General features: G+C 42.4%; 15 protein-coding genes. 12 read left to right on the forward strand and 3 right to left on the reverse strand.

Annotated elements, in window-relative coordinates; genetic code table 11:
- Window positions 1–201: 201 nt before the first annotated feature.
- Entirely contained in the window at window positions 202–7566 is a 7365-nt protein-coding gene (locus ACTQWB_RS09365; protein WP_441500991.1) for a Spy0128 family protein, read from the forward strand.
- 304 nt (window positions 7567–7870) lie between these two features.
- Entirely contained in the window at window positions 7871–8641 is a 771-nt protein-coding gene (locus ACTQWB_RS09370) for a hypothetical protein (protein ID WP_441500992.1), read from the forward strand.
- Window positions 8642–8747: 106 nt separating this feature from the next.
- Here the strand turns inward: ACTQWB_RS09370 and ACTQWB_RS09375 are convergent, their stop codons facing one another.
- Window positions 8748–10664: a diguanylate cyclase gene (locus ACTQWB_RS09375; protein WP_441500993.1), complete on the reverse strand. Its 1917-nt coding sequence runs from the start codon at window positions 10662–10664 to the stop codon at window positions 8748–8750.
- 236 nt (window positions 10665–10900) lie between these two features.
- On the opposite strand from ACTQWB_RS09375, the gene ACTQWB_RS09380 reads away from it, so the two are divergent.
- The 3 genes from ACTQWB_RS09380 (at window position 10901) to ACTQWB_RS09390 (ending at window position 14296) form a co-directional block, all read left to right on the forward strand.
- Window positions 10901–12271 carry a hypothetical protein gene (locus tag ACTQWB_RS09380; protein WP_441500994.1) on the forward strand — a complete coding sequence of 457 codons (1371 nt, stop codon included), beginning with the start codon at window positions 10901–10903 and terminating at the stop codon, window positions 12269–12271.
- A gap of 77 nt (window positions 12272–12348) precedes the next feature.
- The gene (locus ACTQWB_RS09385; protein WP_441500995.1) at window positions 12349–13185 is read left to right on the forward strand and encodes a TrmH family RNA methyltransferase; all 837 of its coding nucleotides are present in this window, start codon (window positions 12349–12351) and stop codon (window positions 13183–13185) included.
- A 115-nt stretch (window positions 13186–13300) separates the two neighbouring features.
- A complete protein-coding gene (locus ACTQWB_RS09390; protein WP_441500996.1) occupies window positions 13301–14296 on the forward strand; it encodes a U32 family peptidase in 996 nt (331 codons plus the stop codon).
- Between the two features lie 80 nt (window positions 14297–14376).
- On the opposite strand, the gene ACTQWB_RS09395 is transcribed toward ACTQWB_RS09390, so the two are convergent.
- Window positions 14377–16167 carry a flavin reductase gene (locus ACTQWB_RS09395; RefSeq protein WP_441500997.1) on the reverse strand — a complete coding sequence of 597 codons (1791 nt, stop codon included), beginning with the start codon at window positions 16165–16167 and terminating at the stop codon, window positions 14377–14379.
- Between the two features lie 251 nt (window positions 16168–16418).
- Here ACTQWB_RS09395 and ACTQWB_RS09400 point away from each other — a divergent pair, with 251 nt between their 5' ends.
- On the forward strand, window positions 16419–17063 hold the full coding sequence (locus ACTQWB_RS09400; RefSeq protein WP_441500998.1) for a Crp/Fnr family transcriptional regulator: 645 nt from the start codon (window positions 16419–16421) through the stop codon (window positions 17061–17063).
- A 2-nt stretch (window positions 17064–17065) separates the two neighbouring features.
- Here ACTQWB_RS09400 and ACTQWB_RS09405 read toward each other — a convergent pair whose 3' ends face one another.
- The gene (locus tag ACTQWB_RS09405; RefSeq protein ID WP_441500999.1) at window positions 17066–17761 is read right to left on the reverse strand and encodes a Crp/Fnr family transcriptional regulator; all 696 of its coding nucleotides are present in this window, start codon (window positions 17759–17761) and stop codon (window positions 17066–17068) included.
- 361 nt (window positions 17762–18122) lie between these two features.
- Here ACTQWB_RS09405 and ACTQWB_RS09410 point away from each other — a divergent pair, with 361 nt between their 5' ends.
- From ACTQWB_RS09410 to ACTQWB_RS09435, 6 genes are all read left to right on the forward strand, one after another.
- Entirely contained in the window at window positions 18123–18974 is an 852-nt protein-coding gene (locus ACTQWB_RS09410) for a DUF3100 domain-containing protein (protein ID WP_441501000.1), read from the forward strand.
- Entirely contained in the window at window positions 18971–19417 is a 447-nt protein-coding gene (locus ACTQWB_RS09415; protein ID WP_441501001.1) for a hypothetical protein, read from the forward strand. Before ACTQWB_RS09410 ends, ACTQWB_RS09415 begins: the two co-directional genes overlap by 4 nt.
- 155 nt (window positions 19418–19572) lie before the next feature.
- Window positions 19573–20940, forward strand: a complete 1368-nt coding sequence (locus tag ACTQWB_RS09420; RefSeq protein ID WP_441501002.1) for an amidohydrolase family protein — start codon at window positions 19573–19575, stop codon at window positions 20938–20940.
- A gap of 88 nt (window positions 20941–21028) precedes the next feature.
- Window positions 21029–21823: a sulfite exporter TauE/SafE family protein gene (locus tag ACTQWB_RS09425; protein ID WP_441501003.1), complete on the forward strand. Its 795-nt coding sequence runs from the start codon at window positions 21029–21031 to the stop codon at window positions 21821–21823.
- 383 nt (window positions 21824–22206) lie between these two features.
- Window positions 22207–23154 carry a hypothetical protein gene (locus ACTQWB_RS09430; RefSeq protein ID WP_441501004.1) on the forward strand — a complete coding sequence of 316 codons (948 nt, stop codon included), beginning with the start codon at window positions 22207–22209 and terminating at the stop codon, window positions 23152–23154.
- A gap of 197 nt (window positions 23155–23351) precedes the next feature.
- Complete coding sequence (locus tag ACTQWB_RS09435; protein WP_441501005.1) at window positions 23352–24242, forward strand: ribokinase; 891 nt, start codon at window positions 23352–23354, stop codon at window positions 24240–24242.
- The last annotated feature ends 318 nt before the right edge of the window (window positions 24243–24560 follow it).

Consider the following 24560-nt stretch of genomic DNA (forward strand, 5'->3'; position numbering starts at 1 on the left):
ATTTTGCTAAAATGTTTCGGAAATGAAAGAGCTGGAGAAAGAGCCTAAATGGTACAATGTGTTAAAATAGTACAATGAACCCAGATTATATAATGTATCAAAAAAATGCTTCATTTATAATACGCGAATATGACTCGAAATCAATCCATATTCGGTTAAAATAAATGCACAATTCTAAGTTCAAGAAAGGAATGAGAATTTATGAAGAAGAATGGGTATGTAAGAAGATTTCTAGCATTGTTTCTCACTCTGGTGATGATCATGGCCGACTCATCGGTGACCACGTTTGCGGCGACAGTGGGAATGGTGCGGCAGCAGAAGGGGGAGAACCAGCAGGCTGCGGTGCAGGCTAATGGTAAGCAGTATAATATACAGGTAAATATATCATCTGAATTAGATTTGGCTAATTTGGAATACAAGTATATTACTTTAGGTACAAAAGAACAATATCAAGCGGTTAATGCAAAATCAAATGTAGTTCCGCTTCAAGCCGGGTCTGTTTCTCTTACAACAAGCGAAATAGGTAATTTTAATCTCTATTTAGTTAAGGGAATATATCAGTATGAGATGCAGGATGTAAAGCAAAATGGAGATAAAATTAGACAAGGGGATAAGAAATTTAAAATTTCTGTAACGGCAGATAAAGACAATACCAATAATTTGACGGTAAATATAGAAAAGATACAAGCGCAGCTTCAGCCAGGACCGAGCGCAGATTATAAATCTATATTAGGAAGTTCTTTACATTTTGGTATTGTTGCGAATGAGTTTACATGTAAGGGGGATTTGGAGGCAAATCTTGCTGTTGGTACATTGCATGGCTCTGGTAGTATGAAAAGTAGTAAAAATAATGGCGGTAATGGAACTACTTTAATTGGTGCGTATACTGAATCTGGCTGGTATATTTTTAAAAATCCTGAAGGCGGCAAAGGTGACCTTATTCTTTACACGACCCCAGAAGCTGCAAAAAAATTTAGCAGCGATATAAAAGATAAGGGAGTAACTATTGATACTGAGACATACAGTAGACAGGAAATTCAGCAGATTGTATCCAACATGGTAAATGAAGCTCAAAATACAAGTGATGAGCTAGTAACTAATGGACAGCGATATGGAATTCAATATTCTGATGCGGAAGAAAATGGTGTACTTGATTTAACTGGGCTTTCAGATGGAACATATTACATTAATTTTGAAAACGGAGAATATGCAAATACACATTTAAAATTTAAAATTACTGAGAATCAAAATATCGTATTAAATATTCCTGATGATACAGTTAAATTAAAGCAGTATCAAATTTGGATTAATGGGCAGGAAGTTAATATTAGTGGTTATGCAAATGGGGGAATTGGTGAGAAGGCATGTGAAAATATCATCTTTAATTTAAACCAAGCGAGTTCTGTTACGTCAGATCAGATACATGGAATAGTGTTAGTTCCAAGGGGATCTTTTGAAAATAAGGCTGTAGGTGCTGGATGGATTATTGCAAATTCTGTAACAAGTGGAGGTGCAGAGTGGCATAATTTATCAAAGGATATTCCAACTGTGACATCCTATGCATTAAAAGCTAAAAAGACTGTCAATGGCAAAGCACCTGTTGGAAATGAGACCGGAAAATTTACATTTAAGTTATATAAACTGGATGATAAAGGAAATGCAACTCCTGTTGATGCCAAAACAAATGGTGATGGAGGCCTGGTTTTATTTGATACATTTGGAAACATCACAGAGACAGGAACTTATTGGTATAAGATAACAGAAGAAGGAGATATAGCAGGGTATACAAGAGATACAACTGAGTATTATGCGGAAGTAAAAGTAACAGCTGTTTCTAACAATGGAGTGATTATCAGCAAAAACGCAAATGTTACTTACCACAAAGGTTCTAAAGATGGTGCAACTGTAACTATCCCTACATTTAATAATACGAAAAAAGAAAATGAAACATCCGCAAGTATTAACGTAAGGAAAACATTTACTAATGGTTCAGCAGATAAAGCGTTTAGCTTTAAATTGACTCCAGACGGAAATGCACCAATGCCAAAAGGTACTGAGAATGGCGTGAAGTCAATTAATGCGTCTCAAAATGATGACATTAAGAGTTTTGGAAACATCAAATATACAGAAGCAGGAACTTATACTTATAAAGTTACAGAAGATTCTTCAAATGCGGAAACTGGTATTACATATGATAATAGCACTTGGACTGTTACAGTGACTGTACCGGAAGGACTTGGAACACCTACTGTAACTTATAGTAAAGGGAAGGATACATCTAATACGGCAGCTGCGGAATTTACTAATAGTAAGTATAAAGCAAGTGGAATCACAGAACTGAAGGCAGAGAAGCAGCTGGTGGGAAGGGAATTCCGAGAAGGAGACAAGTGGACATTCACAGTAACGTGTGATACCCAGGGAGCCCCGATGCCGGAACATCCAGTCATTACCACAGGTGCAACCAGTGGAAACAGTGAAACACTTGATTTTGGAAAGATTAACTACACACTTGACAATGTTGGTACTTATGTTTACACAATCACCGAGAGTGGAAGCGTAGCCAACGTGGAGAATGACCCAGTTACAGCAAGAACAGTAACAGTAACAGTCACTGACAATGGAGACGGAACCCTTAGTGTACAGCAGACAAAAGGTGCGAATGGCTTAACCTTCACGAACAAGTACGCAGAAGGTGAGACCACACTTGGGGTAACCAAGGTATTAAGCGGCCGGGAATTCAAGGCAGGGGATGCATGGACATTCACCCTGGAGGGAGGAACCGCCGATACCCCAATGCCGGCCCAGAAAAGTGTAACAACGACCGCAACCAGCGGAAACAGCCAGACACTGGAATTTGGCACGATCAAGTATAAACTTAAAGATGTTGGAAAAACTTACACCTATACGATTACCGAAAGCGGAAGCGGAGAAGGCGTAACCAACGATCCAAACGCAAGCCGTACCGTAACGGTAACAGTAGCAGAAGGCAGTGACGGAAAGCTTGCTGTTACGAAGACAGAGCCGGCAGGAGGAGTAACCTTTACCAATACCTACAGTGCAGCCGGGGAAATAGAACTGAAGGCAGAGAAGCAGCTGGTGGGAAGGGAATTCCGAGAAGGAGACAAGTGGACATTCACAGTGACCTGTGATACCCAGGGAGCCCCGATGCCGGAACATCCAGTCATTACCACAGGTGCAACCAGTGGAAACAGCGAAACACTTGATTTTGGAAAGATTAACTACACACTTGACAATGTTGGCACTTATGTTTACACAATCACCGAGAGTGGAAGCGTAGCCAACGTGGAGAATGACTCAATTGCAGCAAGAACTGTAACGGTTACAGTCACTGACAATGGAGACGGAACCCTTAATGTTCAAAAGACAGAAGATAAGAATGGCTTAACCTTCACAAACAAGTACGCAGAAGGTGAGACCACACTTGGAGTAACCAAGGTATTAAGCGGCCGGGAATTCAAGGCAGGGGATGCATGGACATTCACCCTGGAGGGAGGAACCGCTGATACCCCAATGCCGGCCCAGAAAAGTGTAACAACGACCGCAACCAGCGGAAACAGCCAGACACTGGAGTTTGGCACGATCAAGTATAAACTTAAAGATGTTGGAAAAACTTACACCTATACGATTACCGAAAGCGGAAGCGGAGAAGGCGTAACCAACGATCCAAACGCAAGCCGTACCGTAACGGTAACAGTAGCAGAAGGCAGTGACGGAAAGCTTGCTGTTACGAAGACAGAGCCGACAGGAGGAGTAACCTTTACCAATACCTACAGTGCAGCCGGGGAAACAGAACTGAAGGCAGAGAAGCAGCTGGTGGGAAGGGAATTCCGAGAAGGAGACAAGTGGACATTCACAGTGACCTGTGATACCCAGGGAGCCCCGATGCCAGAACATCCAGTCATTACCACAAGTGCAACCAGTGGAAACAGCGAAACACTTGATTTTGGAAAGATTAACTACACACTCGACAAAGTTGGCACTTATGTTTACACAATCACCGAGAGTGGAAACGTGACCAACGTGGAGAATGACCCAATTGCAGCAAGAACTGTAACGGTTACAGTCACTGACAACGGAGACGGAACCCTTAATGTTCAAAAGACAGAAGATAAGAATGGCTTAACCTTTACAAACAAGTACGCAGAAGGTGAGACCACACTTGGAGTAACCAAGGTATTAAGCGGCCGGGAATTCAAGGCAGGGGATGCATGGACATTCACCCTGGAGGGAGGAACCGCCAATACCCCAATGCCAGCCCAGACAAGTGTAACAACGACCGCAACCAGCGGCTATAGCCAGGCGCTGGAATTTGGTAAGATCAAGTACAGTCTTGCGGATGTTGGAAAGACTTATACCTATACAATTACAGAAAGTGGAAGCGGAGAAGGCGTAACCAACGACTCAAACGCAACCCGAACAATAACAGTAAATGTAGCAGAGGGTAGCGATGGTAAGTTGGCTATTACCAAAACTGAGTCTGAAGGTGGAACCGTATTTACAAATACTTACAGTGCTGCTGGAAGTCTCACATTGGAAGCAAATAAGACTCTGAAGAATAAAACTCTTGAAGCAGACACATTCAGCTTTGAACTGAAGGACGAGAGTGAAAATGTCCTTCAGAAAGTTCCGAATGAAGCTGGTGGAGCTGTGAAATTTGCGGCAATCAACTATACGCTTGCGGATGTCGGTACTCATACTTACACAGTATCAGAAGTTAAGGGAAAAGATGGAACTGTTACTTATGACGAAAATGTTTATACAGTAGAAGCAACTGTAACAGATGCCGGAAATGGAACCCTGAATGTAAGTCGGGTTATTAAGAAAAATGGTGAGAAGGTAGATTCCATTGATTTCACAAATACTTATATAGGAGAAATCGAGATTGCTGGAACCAAGACCTGGAATGATAATAGTGACCAGGATGGAATCCGTCCAACAAGCATTACTGTAAACCTTCTTGCAAATGGTGAGAAAGTTAGAGACCAGAAGGTAACTCCTGATGGAAATGGAAAGTGGAATTATAAATTTGAGAAACTTCCAGAGTACAATGAGAATGGAAAAATCACCTACACAGTAACCGAGACTCAAGTAGAGGGCTACACCACAACCTACGATGACTACAACATCGTCAACAGCTACACTCCAGGTGAGACCAGCGCAACTATCACCAAACTCTGGTCTGATGCTGATAACCAGGATGGAATCCGTCCGGCCAGCATCACAGTTACTCTTCTTGCAAATGGAAAAGAAACAGACACCACAGTTACTTTGAAACCAGACAACAACTGGACCGAGACTGTAACTGGATTACCAGAGAAAGAAAATGGCGAGTTTATCACTTACACCTGGAAGGAGCCAGAGGTAGATGGCTATAAACTGACCAAGACTGACAAGAATGGAACCGTAACTACTTTAACCAACACTCACATCTCAGAGACAACCGAAATCAACGGAACCAAGACCTGGGATGACGCAGATAACCAGGACGGAATCCGTCCGGAGAGCATAACCATCAACCTTCTTGCAAACGGAACCCAGATCCAGAGCAAGACCGTAAGCCCGGATGGTAGGGGAATCTGGAGCTACAGCTTCACTGATCTGCCGAAATATGAAAATGGTGACGAAATCGTTTACACTGTAACCGAGGATGCAGTTGCTGATTATACAACCGAGATCAGCGGCTACGACATTACCAACAGCTATGCACCTGGCAAGACCAGTGTAACCGTTACCAAGGCATGGGTTGACAACAATAACCGCGATGGTCACAGACCAGACGAAATCAAAGTCCAGCTGAAAGCGGATGGAGAGAACAGCGGTGAAGAAATCACTCTGAATGCAGAAAATAACTGGACTTACACATGGCCAGACCTTGACCAGAAGAAAGCTGGAAAAGACATCGCTTATACAGTAGAGGAAACTGGTAAAGCAGCTGGTTATATTTCCGCAGTAACAGGCAATGCAACAGAAGGATTTATCATTACAAATACCATTACTTCCGTAAAGATCAGCAAAGTGGATATCACTGACCAGAAAGAATTAGCCGGCGCCCATATCCAGGTGATCGACAAGGATGGAAATGTAGTCGAAGAGTGGGATTCCACATGGGAAGCTCACGAAGTAACAGGTCTGAAGCCTGGAGAAACCTATACATTACGTGAGACAATAGCTCCAGACGGATACACCGTAACTGGTGACACAACCTTCACCCTGAAAGAGGATGGAACCGTTGACAAGGATAACACCAGCACAACCATGACAGACGATGGAACTCTTCTTGTAGAAGACAGCAGAACATCTGTCAAGGTAAGCAAGGTAGACATCTCTGATGGAGAAGAGCTGGAAGGTGCTCATATCCAGATCATTGACCAGGATGGAAACATTGTAGATGAGTGGGATTCCACCAAGGAAGCTCATGTTACCGAGAAACTGAAAACCGGTAAGACCTACACCCTCCGCGAGACAGTAGCTCCAGATGGATATTTACTGACAAATGACACTACATTTGTTCTGAAAGAAGATGGAACCGTAGATACAGAAAAAACAACTACAGTTTCTGAAAACGGTGTTTTACTTGTACAGGATAGCCTGGCAAATTCCGCATCCATTGCGGTAACAAAGAGACTTACCTACATTGGAGATAATCTGGTTGCAAGAGATCAGACCTTCTATGTAGCCCTGTATTCCGATGAAGAATGCACAAAGAGAGTTTCCGATGTGAAAGCACTTGAATTCAAGAATGCGGATTCTTCCACTGTAGTATTCTCTGATAATATTAAGGCCGGTAAGACCTACTACATTGGAGAGTGTACAGAAGATGGTACCGCTCAGGTTATCGGTTCACTTGCAGATGGAACCACTTATGAAGCAGTATTTGGTGATGGTAATTCTACAACCGTAACCGACGAGAATGGAATCACAACGGTTTCCTTCGAGAACGTATTTAGCAGCTTCCCACCAGATGGATTCTATAAGGAAGGTAAGCTGACCATTACTAAACGGGTTCTGGGTGCAGATGGTGACACAAAGAACAGTGATGAAGTATTCTATGCTGGTATCTTTGATGATCCAGAGCATACACAGCTTTCCTCCCAGGTTGAGCAGAACATTATTCAGCTTAGTATGGATGGAGGTTATGAAGTAAGTGAGACCATCAGTGTAGGTCTCGCCCAGACTGGCGCTACAGTAACCCTGTATGTAACCGAAACAGATTCAAATGGAAAACCAGTTGCAGGTTCTGAAGACTTTGGCTATAAGGTAACCGTAAGCGCAGATTCTGTTACAATTGATGAGAACAATCTGAATGCAGAAGTGGTGATCACCAACCAGGAAGAGACAACTGTGACACCGACCGTTACACCTACTCCGTCTACGGACGAAGAAGAGGGCGGTGGATACTCAGAAGATCATTCCGGCGGTTACGGCTCCAAGTCTCCGAAGACTGGAGATGATACTCCGATCGGAACCTATCTGATGCTCCTTCTGGCAGCTGGTGCCCTGATCGCAGCAGAAACAGAAAGACGCCGCAGAAGAAACAGGAAGTAACTAGGAAGCACTCAAACAGGCAATAGAAAGATAGTAAAGACGAAAGCCCCGGAATATAGCGTTCTGTGGGCTTTCTCTTTGTTCCTGGGAAAAACTTTTTTGAGAACCATAACCATTTAAAGAGAGGTGTGCAATTTAGCTTCTGGCTTGTCTTGCAGTCTTGGGTAAAAAAAGATTAGAAAAAAAGTAAAAAACACCCCGAAGAAAGAGTTGACGAAACACTCCTATTGATATAATGAAGTTACATTAAGAAGATTACATTTGGAAATGACGTAACAGACTTGAAGATCAGGAGGTTTCCATTATGAGAAAGAATACATTAAAAAAAGCGATGGCAGTTATAATTTCAGCAGCAATGATGACTACTGGATACGCAATGGTTTCAGCAGAAGATTTCACTGATGCGGAGACACTGGCAGAGATGGACGCCTTCACAGGAGCAGCTGAGGCAGAGATTACAGAAGCTCAGCCAGAAGCAGCACAGACCCCGGAAGCACAGCCAGAGGCAGTTCAGGAGACAGCTCAGCCGGAAGCATCCCAGACCGAGGAATTTCAGGGAACCGAAGCCTACACAGAAGACCAGGCCTTCCTTGATGGTTTTTCAGATGGCTCCGCAGATGACGAGATGAATGCTTTCACAGACGGAACAGAGAGCGAAGAAGAGACAGTTGCACCTGCAGCTGCTGCAGATTTCCGTTTCGAGAATGATGAAGTAATTATCACAGCGAAGGTTTTCGACGAGACAGCTATTCCGGAGAATACCGTAATGAACGCCGTTAAGCTTGAAGCTGGCAGCGAGAAATATGAAGAAGCGAAGCAGGCTTCCATCAGAGATCTTGGTACCAAAGAAGATGATGAGTACACATTCTATGATGTAACCTTTACCGTAGATGGTGTTGAGATTGAAATTCCAGACGAAGCAGTAGTAATCAGCATGGAGTTCAAGACAGCAGCAGAAGAGAACACCTCACAGAGTGCTCTTCACATCCAGGAGACAGAAGAAGGCGTAGTAGCCCAGGATGTAACCGCACAGAGCACAGATGGAAGTTTGAAATCTGTAGGCTTCAACTTCTAAAGTGTATTGACTCCAGAAATATTTTTTACAGGTTTCAGAGTTATGATTTGTAATAGTGATATATGAAACAGAAAGGATTCCCAAAGATCAGGGAATCTTTTTTTAATCAGTGGTTATGTGTCCGTCTGTCGGCTGTCTGGTAATAAGCTTTCTTGGCTTTGTACATTCGGTGATCTGCTTCTTTGAGCATTTCTTCCAGATTTTCACAGGAATCCTTCCAGAGAAAACCGATAGAAATACTGATCCGTTGCTGTTGCATATTTTGCTGAAGCTTCGTCATCTTATCGTGGAATTCAGAAGCATCAATATCATGCACCATGATAACGAATTCGTCACCGCCGATACGGTAAGTGTTTTCCGGGAAAATACTGGAAAGGACATGGGCTGCGCTTCGGATAAAGGTATCTCCTGCCTCATGCCCCTGGTTGTCGTTGATCTGTTTCAGACCATTCAGGTCAATATAAGCAGCGCCCACTTTTTCAAGCGTTTTTCCCTTATAAGAATCCAGTACCTCAATATATTTATTACGGTTATAAAGGAATGTGAGCATGTCGCGGTAGCTCATATATTGAAGCTGTTCCTGCTGTTTCTTGGTAGCCAGGCTGTTGGTAAGGAAGAACTGGATGGAGGAAAGCAGGGTAGCATCATCATAGAACTGTCTTGGATTATCTACACCCACGAAGCCGATGGGATCACCCTTTTTACCAAGAGGAACGGCAATCAGCCGGTTCACATCCTGCTCTTTCAGCATGTCATAGGAATCGTAACCACGCTCCTGCTCCAGATCGGAAATATAATATGGTTCGAATCTGTAAAAGCTTTCCATCCATTTGGGTAAAACGGATATTGGAACCTGTTGGAGGTTGTCAATCTGTACACTGACGCCGCCTCTTACATACTCATAGGTGTTGGTTAGAATATCCTTTTCCGGATTCAGTTCGAAGACATAAGTACGGTCCGAATCGAAATACTGGTTGATGATCGTCAGCAGATTCTGGATGGAAATATTAATATCCTTGTCTGAAGAAAGCTCTGTGACGCATTGGATCAGTGTATTGGAAATCTTCAGCTGTTCGCTTGTTTCCTTCTGACTTCTGGACAGCTGGTTAGCGGTATACAGGTTCCAGGCAAAGTAAATAAATAGAAGAAAGAATTCAATGATACCAACAAAAATCATCAATTTTCTCAAATACAACAGATTGGAAAATACAATATTCTTTTGGGAAATGACCAGGACTTCCCAATCAAAAAGACCAATCGGGGTGTAATACATATATGTGTCCTGTCCATTTGTTTCAGACTGAAAGGCAACGGTGCCAGTGTTCTGATTGCGGATCTCTTCTTTTAAATTAATATCCTGATAGCCACTGAGCGGTGCTCTGTCAGGTTCATCGTAGGCATTTCCCAGTGTGCTGTGCCAGGTATCCATAACATAGTTTCCGTCATTACTGTCGATAATGCAGAGTGCTGCATGGCCATTATAAATGGAAATCTGGAAAACATCAGGCAGGATAGTCAGGTCGATAACACCGGTGAGAATGGCCTGCGTTTCTCCGCCTTTTTCTACAGGAAGAAAGTAATAAACAGATTCATTTCCTGTCTCGGAATCGTTCATTCTGGTGGAAATATGTTCGCCACGGGAGGCAATATCATCGAAGGTAATGTCGCCGCGGAGAGGTTCGAGAGTACCATTTTCCAGCAGGAGAGTGTTGTCAGGATAAATAACGTCAATCCTGGAAAACAGGGTATTTTCTTCGAATACATCCAGGTGCAGGGATGGGATTTTTTCGGGAGCTATTTTGTCCTCCTGGATCATGGCATTGGCAGCCAGGCCAAGTGTGGTGATATTATCCTGGAATTTCATTTGAAGCTCGGAGGTGACTGATTTCGCAGAATCTTTCAGAGTATTCCAGCAGCGGTTCTCTTCCCGTTTCATAACCTTATAGTACAGCACGAGAGAGGCTGCAGCAATGATTATGACAATGACAGCTGCAGAAATTATACGTTTGAGATTTTGTTTCATGGTGGAGCAGACTCCTTATTTTATAGTGTATTCAATATAATTGTAGCACTCTTTTGTGAAGAAAAAAAGGTTTTGGAGAAAGATTGTATAATTATATTTTATAGGATATACTTGTAGTATTCTTTATTAGAACGTGTTTGGAAAAGGCTTTCTGTAAAGTGACTGCGATTTTAGGAAATGGAAGGACCGGGGCTTGGGACAGGCTCTGGAACTGAGGGGTGAGGAAAATGGTTTCTATGATTCCGTTCGGGCTGCTTGCTGGCTGTGTGGGAGAAAAAGAAGTACGGATAACTGAGCTGGATGATACTGGCTTTTGCTTTCGATTGGGGAAAGCCCAGACTGAAAAAATGCAGTTTTCTGGATTAAAAGTCAGTTTTTATGATATAGAGTATGGAAAATATAACGAAGTGGAAATCCGGGAGTTTGAAATCCAGAAGCTGGAAGAAGAATATTCCGATTTTTTTGTGAAATATAAGGTCGCGGTGAAGCAGGAAAACTATGTGCAGGCGGTTCAGAGACTGCTCTGCCAGTATAACAGATATATTCATCTGAAGCTGGAGGATGACGACAGCCTGCTGACGAAATGTATGACTGGTTATGCGGGGAATTTGGACGAAGTGAAATACAAAAGTCTGGAAGAACAGGTGGGTATCTGGCAGAGGGAGATTGACGCAGGCACAGAAAAAGAGCGCGAGAAAGCAAGTCTGGAAAAAATGGAAAACAAGCCTACGAGATGGGAGTTTTGCCTGGCATTGGACAGACCAGAACTGTATCGCAGCTATCTGGATAAACCATTAGCCGTATTTTTACAGGAAAGTGCGAAAAGAAGCATTGGCACATGCAGGGGTTTGATTCGGAAACGTATCCTGTCCGGAGAGATGCCGGATCGCCTTTATATTGGAAACCAATTCTGTCATCTTCTGTTTCCAGATAGAGAAATTTTGTTTCGGATGATGGAAAAAGCACTATATGAGCGGATAGGAATTACAATTGCTTTTACTTATGTGCGCGAATATATGCTGGATTCTGTGAAAAATCTGCTGTCTCAGATTAATGACTGGTGCGAGGAGAAAAATTGCACGGTTGAGGTGATTGTAAATGACTGGGGAATGGCCGGGGCATTTGGACTAAAAAATCTGCGCCCGTGTCTTGGCATTTTGTTGAATAAACGGAAAAAGGATCCCCGTATTTCGTATAAAAAAGGCGACCAGAAGCTGTTCGAAATGAACAATCTGAATGCTGATTTTTACCGGAATCATCTTGCAAATGAATTTCGGATCCAGAGATTCGAATGGGAATCCTGTGGCTATGAACAGCAGTTTCCAGAGGGGAAAAACAGTCTGCATATTCCACTTTACCAGACCAATACTTCCCAGTATTGCCCCCTTCGGGCAATCTGTATAAACGGGGAAAGAGGACGGCAGAACCTTGCAAAGGAGTGTCCGCAGTATTGTGCAGAATATGCACTTTTGTATCCGGAAGACCTGCATATGGTGGGACGGTATAATTCATTATTTGGAATTGACATGGACATGCTGAAGAGGCATGAAAAGTTGGAAAAGTGTCTGGAAAATGGTGTGGACAGGGTAGTGGTTTCGCTGTTGTGAGTGTACGCTGTTAAAGCTTTTAATTATATAGAATGTTAAAAGGAAATGAGAATAACTGGTGAAAAGGTGAAAATAAAATGAAAAAATGGATAGAAATAAAAGAGTTTAATGCGCCGGAGCTGGATGTATACGCCAGATTGGCCGAGGTGCAGCTGCTAAGATATAATGAACCCAAACCAGGGCTTTTTATTGCAGAAAGCCCGAAGGTGATCGCACGTGCTCTTTATGCGGGATATGAACCTGTCTCTTTTCTTATAGAGCATAGAGATTTGGAGATGGAAAACGGAGAGGTACAGGAAATCCTGGAGCAGTTTCCTGATATTCCAGTGTATACAGCAGAGTATAGTGTGCTGGTGAAGCTGACTGGGTTTGCGCTGACACGCGGAATGCTGTGCGTGTTGAAACGCCGGATGTTGCCATCGGTAGAAGAAATCTGCAAGTCTGCAGGCAGGATCGCAATACTGGAAAATGTAGTAAATCCCACTAATATCGGGGCAATATTCCGTTCGGCAGCAGCTCTTCATATGGATGCAGTGCTGCTTACTGGAGGCTGTTGTGATCCCTTTTACCGTAGATCTGCCAGGGTAAGTATGGGGACTGTTTTTCAGATTCCCTGGACTTATTTTGACAAGAAAACACAGTGGCCGGGAGATGGGATGAAACAGCTGGATAGACTTGGCTTTAAGACGGTTGCCATGGCGCTTCGGGATGATTCTGTGGGCATAGATGATCCTGCGCTTCATGCAGAAGAAAAGCTGGCTGTTATCCTTGGAACGGAAGGCGACGGGCTTGTTGGTGAAACCATTGCAGACTGTGATTATACTGTAAAAATACCAATGTCCCATGATGTGGATTCTCTGAATGTGGCAGCAGCAAGTGCGGTTGCTTTCTGGGAACTTGGAAAGCGGAAGTAAGTATGCCAAAAAAATAATTTGTGTAATATGTGGTATCCATTTTGCGAGAGAATTATACAGATGATTTTGGACATGTGCTTTGGAAAAAGTAAAGTTGAAGTGAGGGGAGAAACACATGAAAATCGTAGCCGGGTTAGGTTCCATAGATGAATATATCAGATTTGCAGAGGCTGGCGCAGATGAGTTTTTTTGCGGCTACGTGCCATACTCCTGGACGAAAAAATATGGCACTGTTCTGCCTCTGAACCGCCGGGAAGTACTCTGCTACAATGTCCAGCTGGGTGCATTTAGCGAGCTGGAAATCCTCTCTGAAATGGTGAAAAAATACAAAAAACCAGTCCATCTTACCTTTAATTCTCTGTATTATATTCCAGAGCAGTATCCGGAAATTGCACAAATTATCCGGAATTGTATGGAGCTTGGTTTCAAAAGCTATATCATTGCAGATCCGGCATTGCTGGTATATTTGAGAGAAAATGATATAAACTGTGAGATTCATCTAAGCGGTGAATGTGGTGAAGTGAACAGTCAGATGGTAAAAACTTTGGGAAAACTAAAGTTGAAACGGGTGATCTTTCACAGGAAAAATACGTTTGAGGATATGAAAGCGGTTGTGGATCAATGTGGGAAAAATAGCCTGGAAGGAAACAGTAAAAATAATAAAGAGACAAAAGACATGGAGTTTGAGGCATTTGCTCTGAATGAGAAATGTCAGTTTACCGGTGCATTTTGCAATTCCCTTCATTGTGATGAGATGGGATATCTTTGCAAGGTTCCTTATGAATTGGGAGTGCAAAAAACAGATAAAAGCACAGATATAATGTTAGAAACAAAAATGAATTTGAATAAAGATATGTATGATGACAGCGGCTACCTGTGCGGTGAAACCGGTTGTGGTTTATGTGCGCTTTACCACCTTAAGCAGGCTGGAATTACGCATTTGAAGCTTGTAGGCAGAGGGAACTACACAGACTATATGGAAAAAGATATCCGTAATCTTCGAATCGCTTTGCAGATATTAGAGAAATCTGCTTTGGAAGCGGAATTTCAGGAAAAAATGAGATCTGCGCTTTTTCCTGGTGGATGTAGTGGGAACTGTTATTATTTATGAACAGTTAATTTGAAAAGGGACAGTAAGACAAGTTTGATTATGTGTCTTACTATCCCTTAGAAAATCACCAATGCAACTTATTATCCAATAGGCTCGAAATCAGCAGCCCCATGCTTACACAGCGGGCAGATAAAATCATCGGGAAGCTCATCGCCTTCATAAATATATCCGCAGACTTTGCAGACGAAGCCCTTTTTGCCTTCAGTTTCAGGCTGTGGTTTAACATTTTTCTGGTAATAGGTATAGGTCATAGTATCAAGGTCGTTCATAACCCGGGCTTCTGTGACACTGCAGATGAACATTCCGTGAGTACCCAGATCTACATACTGCTCCACCTTCAGGGACATAAATGCGTTAATGTATTTGTCCAGGAATACCAGTCCGTTACCGGAACGATAAACCTTCTGTCCGGCAAATTTATCAACGCTGCGCCCGGTCTGGAAGCCAAACTGCTGGAAAACGGAGAATGGAGCGTCTACAGACAAGCAATTTACATTGAGAACTCCGGTCTGGCGAATTACATGGTGAGAGTAGTTCGCCTTGTTAATATTTACTGCGATACGGTTCGGAGTGTCGGTGAGCTGGGTCACAGTATTGACGATCAGTCCATTGTCCTTTTTGCCGTCATTGGAGGTAACTACATAAAGACCATATCCGATTCTGAAAAGGGCTGTCATATCGTTCTTGTTTGCCAGTTCATCGCTCTGTGCAATATATTCTTTGCAAAGTTCACTTGCCATAGCCTCCAGCTGATCTTTATTTTCCTGGTTTACTGAGGAAAGTACTTTCACAGTAGTATCCAGCCAGTTGATTTTCTTACAATTAGAAAGCATTTCTTTCATAACCTTTGCAGCCAGAGGTGCCCAGGAACCATTTTCGATGATACCCACAGTGCGGTTCTGGAAATTGTGCTCTACCAGGCGGGTGATGTAGTCGTGCATAAAAGGATAAATACTTGCATTATAGGTTGTGGTAGCCAGTACCAGCTTGCTGTAGCGGAAAGCGTCGGACAGAGCAAGTGACATGTCATCTCTTGCAAGATCATATACAACAACTTTTGGACAGTCTTTGCTGCGGAGCTTGTCAGCAAGAATTTCAACGGCTTTTTTCGTATGACCGTATACAGAAGTATAAGCGATGACGATTCCTTCAGTTTCTGGTGTATAAGAGGACCAGGTGTCATAAAGGCCAATATAATGTCCGAGATTCTCTGTGAGAACTGGTCCGTGAAGCGGACAAATGATCTGGATATCCAATCCTGCGGCAACCTTCAGCAGCTTCTGAACCTGTACTCCATATTTTCCAACGATTCCGATGAAATATCTGCGAGCCTCATCATCCCAGTCTTCCGCTACATCCAAAGCACCGAATTTACCGAAACCGTCTGCGGAGAAAAGAACCTTATCTGTGCTGTCATAGGTTACCATAACTTCAGGCCAGTGTACCATTGGCGCGAAAACGAAAGTCAGATTATGATTTCCGAGATTGAGGGTGGCTCCATTTGTTACTTCCAGCTTCTGGCCTTCCAGCTCAAGGCCAAAAAAGTTGTAAATCATACTGAAGGTTTTTGCATTTGCAACAACTGTTGTATCAGGATATACTTTCAGGAAATTTGCCACGTTTGCAGCGTGATCCGGTTCCATATGCTGTACGATCAGATAATCTGGTTTGCGGCCTTCCAGGATGCGGTCAACATTATCCAGCCATTCATGGGTAAAATTTGCATCTACGGTATCCATGACTGCAATTTTTTCGTCCAGGATAACATAGGAATTGTATGCCATTCCATTTGGCACCTTGTATTGTCCTTCGAAAAGGTCAATCTGATGATCGTTTACACCTGCATATCGGATGGTATCTGTGATTTTCATATGATTTTCGTCTCCTTTTTCATGAGATATTTATTGCTACTGCTTACAATTTACATAGTAAACGGATATATCTGCTTCCGTAGAAATCGCCATAAATGAAGTCGATTATTATGTTATGCTCTGGCATTTCCTTAATATGCTTGTAGTATAACCAAATTTTGGAATAAAATCTGTTGCAAATACAACAAAATAATGTATTCTATTTTGTAGTGAACGAAACTTTACAATGTACGAAACGGAGGATTTTCAGGATGAACCCAGTGACACTTTTTTCATACATAACCCCGGAGGAGCAGGAGCGTATGCGCGTTTGTTTCTGTATGCGTGAGGTTACTTATCAGAATAATGAAACGATTATGGAATACGCCAGTTCCATGAAGAAGATCGGGCTGATTCTGGAAGGGCAGGCGGCGCTCTATTGCTGCGATGAAGATGGGAATCAATATATGCTGGATGATCTGAAAAAGGACAGTGTTTTTGGAGAACCCTTTCTCCTTCCGGAAGAGTCCCAGCACTATTATGTCTGTGCGAAAAAAGAAACGAGAGTTCTGTTTATCGACTACGAGCATGTGATCAAGCGTTGCGAAAATGCCTGTAAATTCCACAGCCAGCTGGTCAGCAACCTGCTCCAGATGATCGCCATGCGCGCCAGTCAGCAGGCCAGCCGGATTTATGTGCTTTCAAGGAGCTCCACCCGGAAGAAAATTATGGCATATCTGAACTCGGTTGCGGCAGAAAAACAAAGCGCCTGCTTTATTTTGCCTATGTCTTATACAACTCTGGCAGAATATCTTAGTGTAGACCGCAGCGCAATGATGCGGGAACTGAAAAAACTGGCAGATGAAGGCATCATAGAAAAAGATGGGAAAAAAATACGGATTTTAGCTGGAAAATAAAGTTATGTTACATAAGTGCTGATTTTTTCCTGTGCCAGTTTATATTGTTCCAGAGACATAACAACTTTTCCCTTACGAGTATGAATAAGTCCGTCCTCTTTTAGCTTGGCGATTGTCCGGTTGATGGTTTTTACTGTCATTCCCAGTTCTTCGCGGATTCCTTCCCGGGTCTTTTTTAACACAATTTCGCCAGTCTCTTCAATATGGTGGTTAGATGCATATTTCAGCAGATAATCCAGGAAAAGAAAGGTCGGGGGATAAAAAAGTTTAGCCCCACGGTTGTAAGAGGAACGGTATAGCTTGTAGGCGATTTTGTGAGCAACAAGCCGGAGCAGATGGATGTCCTGGGAAATCCACATTTCAAAATCCGCTCTGGAAATCATGAAGACAATGCATTCTGTCAATGTTTCAATAGAAACGGAGGTAGTGGCTTTTTCGGCCAGAATGGCAACTTCGCCGATAAAATCAATTGCTTCATTCTTTTCAATCATAAAAATATTGCCATTTTCAAATTCATTGATTACCCGGTGATCTCCGCTGACTACAATGCCAAAATAATCAAGGGCGTAATCTTTTTGATGGATGATTGTTCCCGGAGGAAATTTGCGGATCGTGTACCTGGATTTCAGTTCCTCTGGCATATATTTGAAGTAGGTTTCCACGTCAGGATAGGTTTTTATCAGCTCTTCAAGTGTCATATAAGAACCTCCATTTGCTCATATCTTATACAGAAAATTATACCATGATTTTTAGAAAAATTTAATAAAAACATCCATTTGTCCTTTTTTTATCCTGAAAAAAAGCGTAAAGTGCCTGGTGTGAAGGAGCTGAAATTTTTGCGGTTCCAAATGAAAAACACTGCTATGCAGTTATAACGGCGGTTTTCTGCATCCAACCAGTTGCTTACCTAAAGTATGCGAGAGAAACAGAATGCTTTGTGAAGTTGTTCATGAGCAGTTGAAATGTTTTTCAAACACGCTCTACTTAAGGAATGGGAGCCCCGGAGAATTGCCGCGAATGTTACTGTTTAGAAACAAACACACATCAGGGAGGAAAGAAATGAAGCAACAGGAGTTTATGTATTCAGGCCTTGGCGAGCGCCTGAAAAAAGAATGGAAAATCTACCTCGCCGCATTGATCTTTATTGTGATCGCTGATTCCATCGGCCAGATCAAGGTACCGTTGGGACCGGGAACACTGATTCTGTTTCCTATCTTTTATTCTATTTTTCTTGGAATCCTTTCGGGACCGCAGGTACTGAAAGTTTTTAAGAAGCCCGAAGTAAAAGCAGCCTCAAAACTTGTTATCGTATGTATTTGTCCTTTTATTGCAAAGCTTGGAATTAACGCAGGTGCAAGTATAGAGACAGTTATTTCCGCAGGACCGGCACTGCTTCTTCAGGAGTTTGGAAACCTGGGAACTATATTTTTATCTCTTCCGATTGCTCTTCTTTTCGGATTGAAAAGAGAAGCAGTTGGTGCATGTCATTCCATCAACAGAGAGACAAACCTGGCGCTTATGCAGGACATGTTTGGCCCGGATTCAGCGGAAGCCCGTGGAAGTCTTTCTATCTACATTATTGGTGGAATGGTAGGAACTATTTTCTTTGGATTTATGGCAACTGTAATTGCATCTACCGGAATCTTTCATCCATATGCCCTTGGAATGGCATCTGGTGTTGGGGCTGGAATCATGATGGCTTCTGCTACAGCAAGCCTATCCGCAATGTTCCCGGCTATGGCAGATCAGATTTCCGCATTGGCAAGTGCCAGTGAGACGATTTCTGGAATTGACGGAATTTATATGGCAATCTTTATTGGTGTACCTTTATGCAACTGGCTCTACAGAGTCCTGGAGCCGAAACTTGGTCCGATTCATGATAAATTTGCAAAAAAGGAGACAAATAAATGAGATATATAGAGTGGGCAGTTATGTTTCTTGTAGCAGGTCTTGGTATTGCACTTGCGAATTTTGTTGGTTTTCAGGTAAGCTTTGTGGATTCTCTTCCGGGAATCGCGATTCTGCTTCTGATTTCACTGGCAGCAGTGGTGATTAGTAAGATTGTTCCTCTTAAGCTTCCAGTAATTGCATATTGTTCTCTTCTGGGACTGTTTCTGGCTTGTCCTTTAAGCCCGATCAGAGATTTCGTTATTGAGTCTGCTGGAAAAATCAATTTTACAGCGCCTTTGACTATGGTTGGCGCATACGCTGGAATTTCCATCAGCGACCAGCTGAAAGAGTTTGCGAAACAGGGATGGAAAATGCTGATTATTGCGGCACTTGTTATGATCGGAACATTTACATTTTCTGCAATTATTGCGCAGGCTGGCTTATCGCTGACAGGGGTAATCTGATAACAGGGCGGATCTTTATGGATCCGCTTTATTGCTATTTTATGTGCTGGATGTTGTTACCCGGACGCGATTTTACAATGTATATTCACCGCCATGCGGAGCAACGTTCCGGTGAGCTAATTAGCAAAACTATACAAATGTGAAATGAGGAAAAGATGAAAGAGAAGATAACTTGCGATGTACTGATAAAAAATACGTCTTATCTGGATGAAAATTATTATGTTCAGGATAAGGTTTCTATTGCAATTTCAGAGGGAAAAATACTGAAAATAGTAAAAGAAAAAGGCAAGAAAAAGTTCGCCGGAGAAGTTGCAAAGCAGATGGAAGACGAATGTTTTTCTGAATCAGATTTTCTGTCGACTGAGACTATTAACGGTGAAAATCTCCTCTGGATGCCCGGTCTTGTGGATGGTCATATGCACACAGGACAGCAGCTCTTGAAAGGAGCGGTTCTGGACGAACTTCCTATGATCTGGACGCGCATCATGCTTCCCTTTGAAAGCACTCTTACTCCGGAGAAAATGCGTCTTTCAGCAGAACTGGCAGCATTGGAAATGATCAAAAATGGAACAACCGGATTTATTGATGCAGGAAGTTACTACATGGAAGAGGCTGCCAGGGTGTACCAGCAATCCGGACTTCGCGGAGCACTTTCCCATTCTGCCATGGATCAGGGGAATTTTCCTGATTCAATCCGTCAGACAACGGCAGAGGTTTTGGAAACAGAAGACCACCTTTTCGAAGAATTTCATGGAAAGGGAAATCTGAAAATTTTCTATTCCCTTCGTGCATTGATGAATTGTTCTCAGGATCTGATCGAGAAAACAGCGGCAAGAGCCAGTGAGAGAGACACTTTTTTTCAGGCGCATATGAATGAATATGCGGGAGAAGTGAATTATACTCTGGAGAAATATAAGATGCGCCCGGTAGAATATCTGGATTCCCTTCATGTATTAAATGACCGCTTTGTTGCTGCCCATGGAATCATGCTTTCTCCACAGGAACGTGCACTTCTGGCTGAAAAAGGTGGAAAAGTGGTGCACTGTCCGTTTAGTAATTGTGGAAAAGGTGTTCCAAATACTCCGGATCTTCTGGAAAGAGGAATTTCGGTAGGACTTGGAACAGACGGAGCAGCCCACGGCGGACTAAGTCTTTGGAATGAGATGAAGATTTTCCGTTCTGTGATGAATGCCTTCTGGGGTGTGAAAAATGCAGACCCGGCAGTTATGCCTGCGAAGAAAATCCTGGAGATAGTGACAAGAAACGGAGCTGTTGCATTGGGAGAAGAGCAGTCTGGGTTGTTAAAAGAAGGATTTAAGGCAGATATGATTTCCATTAACTGGAATCAGCCCCAGCTTTTTGCTACAAATAATCGTGTAAATACGCTTCTGGAGTGTGTGTGCGGAAATGATGTAAACGATAGTATTGTAGGTGGAAAAATCCTTATGAGAAACCGCCAGGTGCAGACGCTGGATGAGGAGAAGATTATGTGGCAGGCAAAAGAATATTTTGCTGCATTATAAAGTTTGTGAAAGTAGATAAATATGAGCAGATGAGACGAATGATCTGTTTACCATAATATTTGGAAGTAGAAGTGAGGAAAATGAAAAATTGGGTGAATTAACAATATTGACGATCATTATTATCGCAGTTGCAAATATGGCAGTAGGCGGTTGCATCGGAATCTGCGGAATTGCCGGATTCCTTTTGCCTATGCTTTATACTGGTGGGCTGGGTTTTGATGTAACCTATGCGTTGGCACTTAGCTTCCTGGCCTTTCTTGTATCTGGGATTATCGGTTCCCGGAACTACTACAAGGCTGGAAATCTGGATGTGAAAATGTCCGTAAAGCTTGGGTTTGGCAGCCTGATCGGTGCGGTGGGAGGCGTTTTTCTTCAGTCATTGATCGAGAAGAGTACGGCGAAGACCATTCTTTACCTGGTGGTGCTGTTTTCCGGGGCATCCATACTGGTAAGAATGTGGAATGAGAAAAAACGGGAAAAGAGCAATTCAAACAAAGTATCAACTGAAATCGCTTCCAGCACGCTTACCGACAACATGGCCTTTCTTCTCGTACTCGGCATCGTCACTGGCGCTATTTGTTCCCTCTCCGGAGCCGGAGGCCCCGTCCTTGTCATGCCTCTGCTTGTAGCTTGTGGTGTCTCTGCCAGAATTGCAGTTGGTGTGGCACTTTTTGACTCCGTATTCATCGCCATCCCAGCCTGCATCGGCTATCTTTCCCGAATTAACTGGATAAGCGTGATGGGTCTTCTGGCTTTGATTATTGTAACTCACGGTATCGGCGTCTGGCTTGGCAGCCGCTTCGCCGGAAAAGTCCCAGTCCAGGGCCTGAAGATTTTCGTGGCGGTATTTTCGGTGTGTATTGCAATCTATATGCTATTGTAAGAATGTATGTTAAGCCAGCCTTAGAGCCTGTTTGAAAAAATTATAAAAATGAAAGCTCCATTCAGAAATGCTGCACAAAGGCGCCACCTGACTGGAGCTTTTTGATATGTCAGGAAGAACAGGATAATATTTATTTTTTACTGATTGACTTAGCCTGTACTTGAGAGTTATACTAAATCAATCAGATATCTGAAAATCATTTGGAACTTCAATTTAAGCTCTAATTTTGTCAGTGTGGTCAGATCGACCAGATAACTCATTTTAATAACATAAATAGGAATAAAGTACTTGTATTAGTATGACTATGGATATATAATAAAAATATAAATTATATATTAATAGGAAATGCCGACGAATAAGTACAATATTCCGGGAAGGAGCTTATGAAGCCACAGAATGCGGTTTCTATAGAGTTTTTTAAGAACCCGAAACGGTTTGCGGATCTTTTGAATGGCTATTTTTTCAATGGCGCTGAAGTCGTTCATTGGGAAAGTGTCCAGGAAAGAGATCCTGTGCTGCAAAAGATAAAAGGAAAAGGTACAAAAGTATCAACGAAAGCAAATGTTGTAGATTTATTTCGCAACGTGGAAATTGATGGCTGTAGAATAGGTGTTTTTTTACAAAATCAGACACAAATACATTATGCTATGCCGATTCGGGCGATGAATGAGGAAGCAGAAGAATATTATAGCCAATGGAAAGAACTAGAGAGAAAACATAGGGAGAAAAAGGATTTAAAAGGGGCAGAATTTTTGTCTGGTATGGGCAGAAACGATAGGATTAATCCTTTGTTAATTTTAATCGTGTACTTTGGAGAGAAAAAATGGGATGCTGCAGAATCTGCGCAGAATCTGTTTGGAAAAGTTGCAGAATCAGAGAAAATGAGAGGAATTCTTACCAAGTATCCTATTCATATTTTAGATATGCGAAGGTTTGAAAATATAAATAATTTTCATACAGACCTAAAATGGGTTATAGGATTTTTGCAAAAGGCTCAAAACAAGGATGAATTGCAAAAGTATGTGACAGAGAATAAAAATGTCTTTGAAAATCTGGCGGAAGATACATACAATCTATTGGCAATAATGGCAAAATCGCCAATATTGGAGACGCTAAAAGATGATGCGAAAAATGCGGAAGGAGGATGGAATATGTGTAAAGCTCTTGATGATATGGTTAGAGACGGAGAGCGTCGTGGCGAACGCCGTGGAAAAAACCAGATTAACCAATTGAATCGTTTATTGTTAGCTGATAATAGGCAGGACGAGCTGTTACGGTCTGTTTCAGATCGAAAATTTCAGCAAAAGCTGTTACAGGAATATGCTTTATAAGTGGTAACTGCTTTGCTGAAACTTTTTCAATCGTTTAAAATATGGTTATTACTGGTGAACGATGTTAAAATACTTTGTTGCAGGAAAATTCTCTAAAATCCGGTTGACGTAACCCAATTTCTACAACATAATATAATCATAATCGTTGCTAGGCAAAGTCTGTGCAGCAAAAGTGAAACAAAACGGAGGATTTTTACATGAAGGTATTAAACTATGGCTCACTTAACGTAGACTACGTGTATTCCGTAGATCACATTATCGTGGGTGGCGAGACACAGCATTCATCCAAAATGGAGATTTTCAGCGGCGGAAAGGGGCTGAACCAGTCTATCGCGCTGGCGAAGGCCGGGGTTCCGGTTTATCATGCTGGTATTGTGGGAAATGATGGGGATATTCTTCTGGATGCCTGCAAAGAGGCTGGGGTAAACACAAAATATATCCGCAGACTGCCTGTAAAAGGCGGCCACACCATGATTCAGGTGGACAAAAACGCCCAGAACTGCATTATCCTCTACGGCGGAACCAATCAGATGCAGACCAGGGAATTTGTAGATGAGGTTCTGGCTGACTTTGGAGAAGGAGATTACCTGATCCTGCAGAATGAGATCAATATGCTGGATTACATCATCGACCAGGCCTATGAGAAAAAGATGAAGATCGTAATGAATCCATCTCCATATGATGATAAGCTGAACAGCTGTGACCTGGGAAAAGTATATCTTTTCCTGGTAAATGAAATTGAAGGAGAGCAGATCACCGGCTGTAAGGATAAAGATCAGATCCTGGATGCCATGGCAGAGAAATTTCCAGGCGCAAGGTTTGTGCTGACACTTGGCGGTGATGGCGCTGTTTATTACGACGGTAAGGAGAAAGTTTTCCAGGACATTTTCAAGGTAAAAGCAGTGGATACCACAGCAGCAGGGGACACCTTTACCGGATACTTTATCGCATCACTTATTGAAGGCAGAAGCATTCAGGAATCTCTTCGCATTGCAGCGAAGGCATCTTCTATCGCAGTATCGAGACCAGGGGCAACCCCTTCTATTCCGACAGCGGAGGAAGTGAAGAAAGAGCTTGGGATTGAGTAATAGGGAAAAATGGGAGCGAGGCAAAATTCGCTCCTATTTTTTTGACGAAATACTTAAAGCGTATCCATAAAAAATATTTGCAGGCTGTATTCATAAGATTGCGATATAAATCTCTCACAAATCGTGATGCGCATTTTCCAGAAAGCTTTTTAAATACGCGCCAGCTTATTAAAATGTTTATAAACGTTTATATAAATGTTTTTGTAAAACAACAATGAAAGTCTATAAAACCACCACATTTATAGTAATAAATAACTAAAAAACACCTAAAAACCTTGTGCAAACATACAAAGTACCAAACAAAACTAAAATAGTAAT

Source organism: Blautia sp. HCP3S3_H10_2, from assembly GCF_052122375.1.
Taxonomy (GTDB): domain Bacteria; phylum Bacillota; class Clostridia; order Lachnospirales; family Lachnospiraceae; genus Blautia_A.

Coding starts and splice junctions, on each gene's coding strand:
- ACTQWB_RS09365 (WP_441500991.1), top strand. CDS start 202: ATGAAGAAGAATGGGTATGTAAGAAGATTTCTAGCATTGTTTCTCACT.
- ACTQWB_RS09370 (WP_441500992.1), top strand. CDS start 7,871: ATGAGAAAGAATACATTAAAAAAAGCGATGGCAGTTATAATTTCAGCA.
- ACTQWB_RS09375 (WP_441500993.1), bottom strand. CDS start 10,664: ATGAAACAAAATCTCAAACGTATAATTTCTGCAGCTGTCATTGTCATA.
- ACTQWB_RS09380 (WP_441500994.1), top strand. CDS start 10,901: ATGATTCCGTTCGGGCTGCTTGCTGGCTGTGTGGGAGAAAAAGAAGTA.
- ACTQWB_RS09385 (WP_441500995.1), top strand. CDS start 12,349: ATGAAAAAATGGATAGAAATAAAAGAGTTTAATGCGCCGGAGCTGGAT.
- ACTQWB_RS09390 (WP_441500996.1), top strand. CDS start 13,301: ATGAAAATCGTAGCCGGGTTAGGTTCCATAGATGAATATATCAGATTT.
- ACTQWB_RS09395 (WP_441500997.1), bottom strand. CDS start 16,167: ATGAAAATCACAGATACCATCCGATATGCAGGTGTAAACGATCATCAG.
- ACTQWB_RS09400 (WP_441500998.1), top strand. CDS start 16,419: ATGAACCCAGTGACACTTTTTTCATACATAACCCCGGAGGAGCAGGAG.
- ACTQWB_RS09405 (WP_441500999.1), bottom strand. CDS start 17,761: ATGACACTTGAAGAGCTGATAAAAACCTATCCTGACGTGGAAACCTAC.
- ACTQWB_RS09410 (WP_441501000.1), top strand. CDS start 18,123: ATGAAGCAACAGGAGTTTATGTATTCAGGCCTTGGCGAGCGCCTGAAA.
- ACTQWB_RS09415 (WP_441501001.1), top strand. CDS start 18,971: ATGAGATATATAGAGTGGGCAGTTATGTTTCTTGTAGCAGGTCTTGGT.
- ACTQWB_RS09420 (WP_441501002.1), top strand. CDS start 19,573: ATGAAAGAGAAGATAACTTGCGATGTACTGATAAAAAATACGTCTTAT.
- ACTQWB_RS09430 (WP_441501004.1), top strand. CDS start 22,207: ATGAAGCCACAGAATGCGGTTTCTATAGAGTTTTTTAAGAACCCGAAA.
- ACTQWB_RS09435 (WP_441501005.1), top strand. CDS start 23,352: ATGAAGGTATTAAACTATGGCTCACTTAACGTAGACTACGTGTATTCC.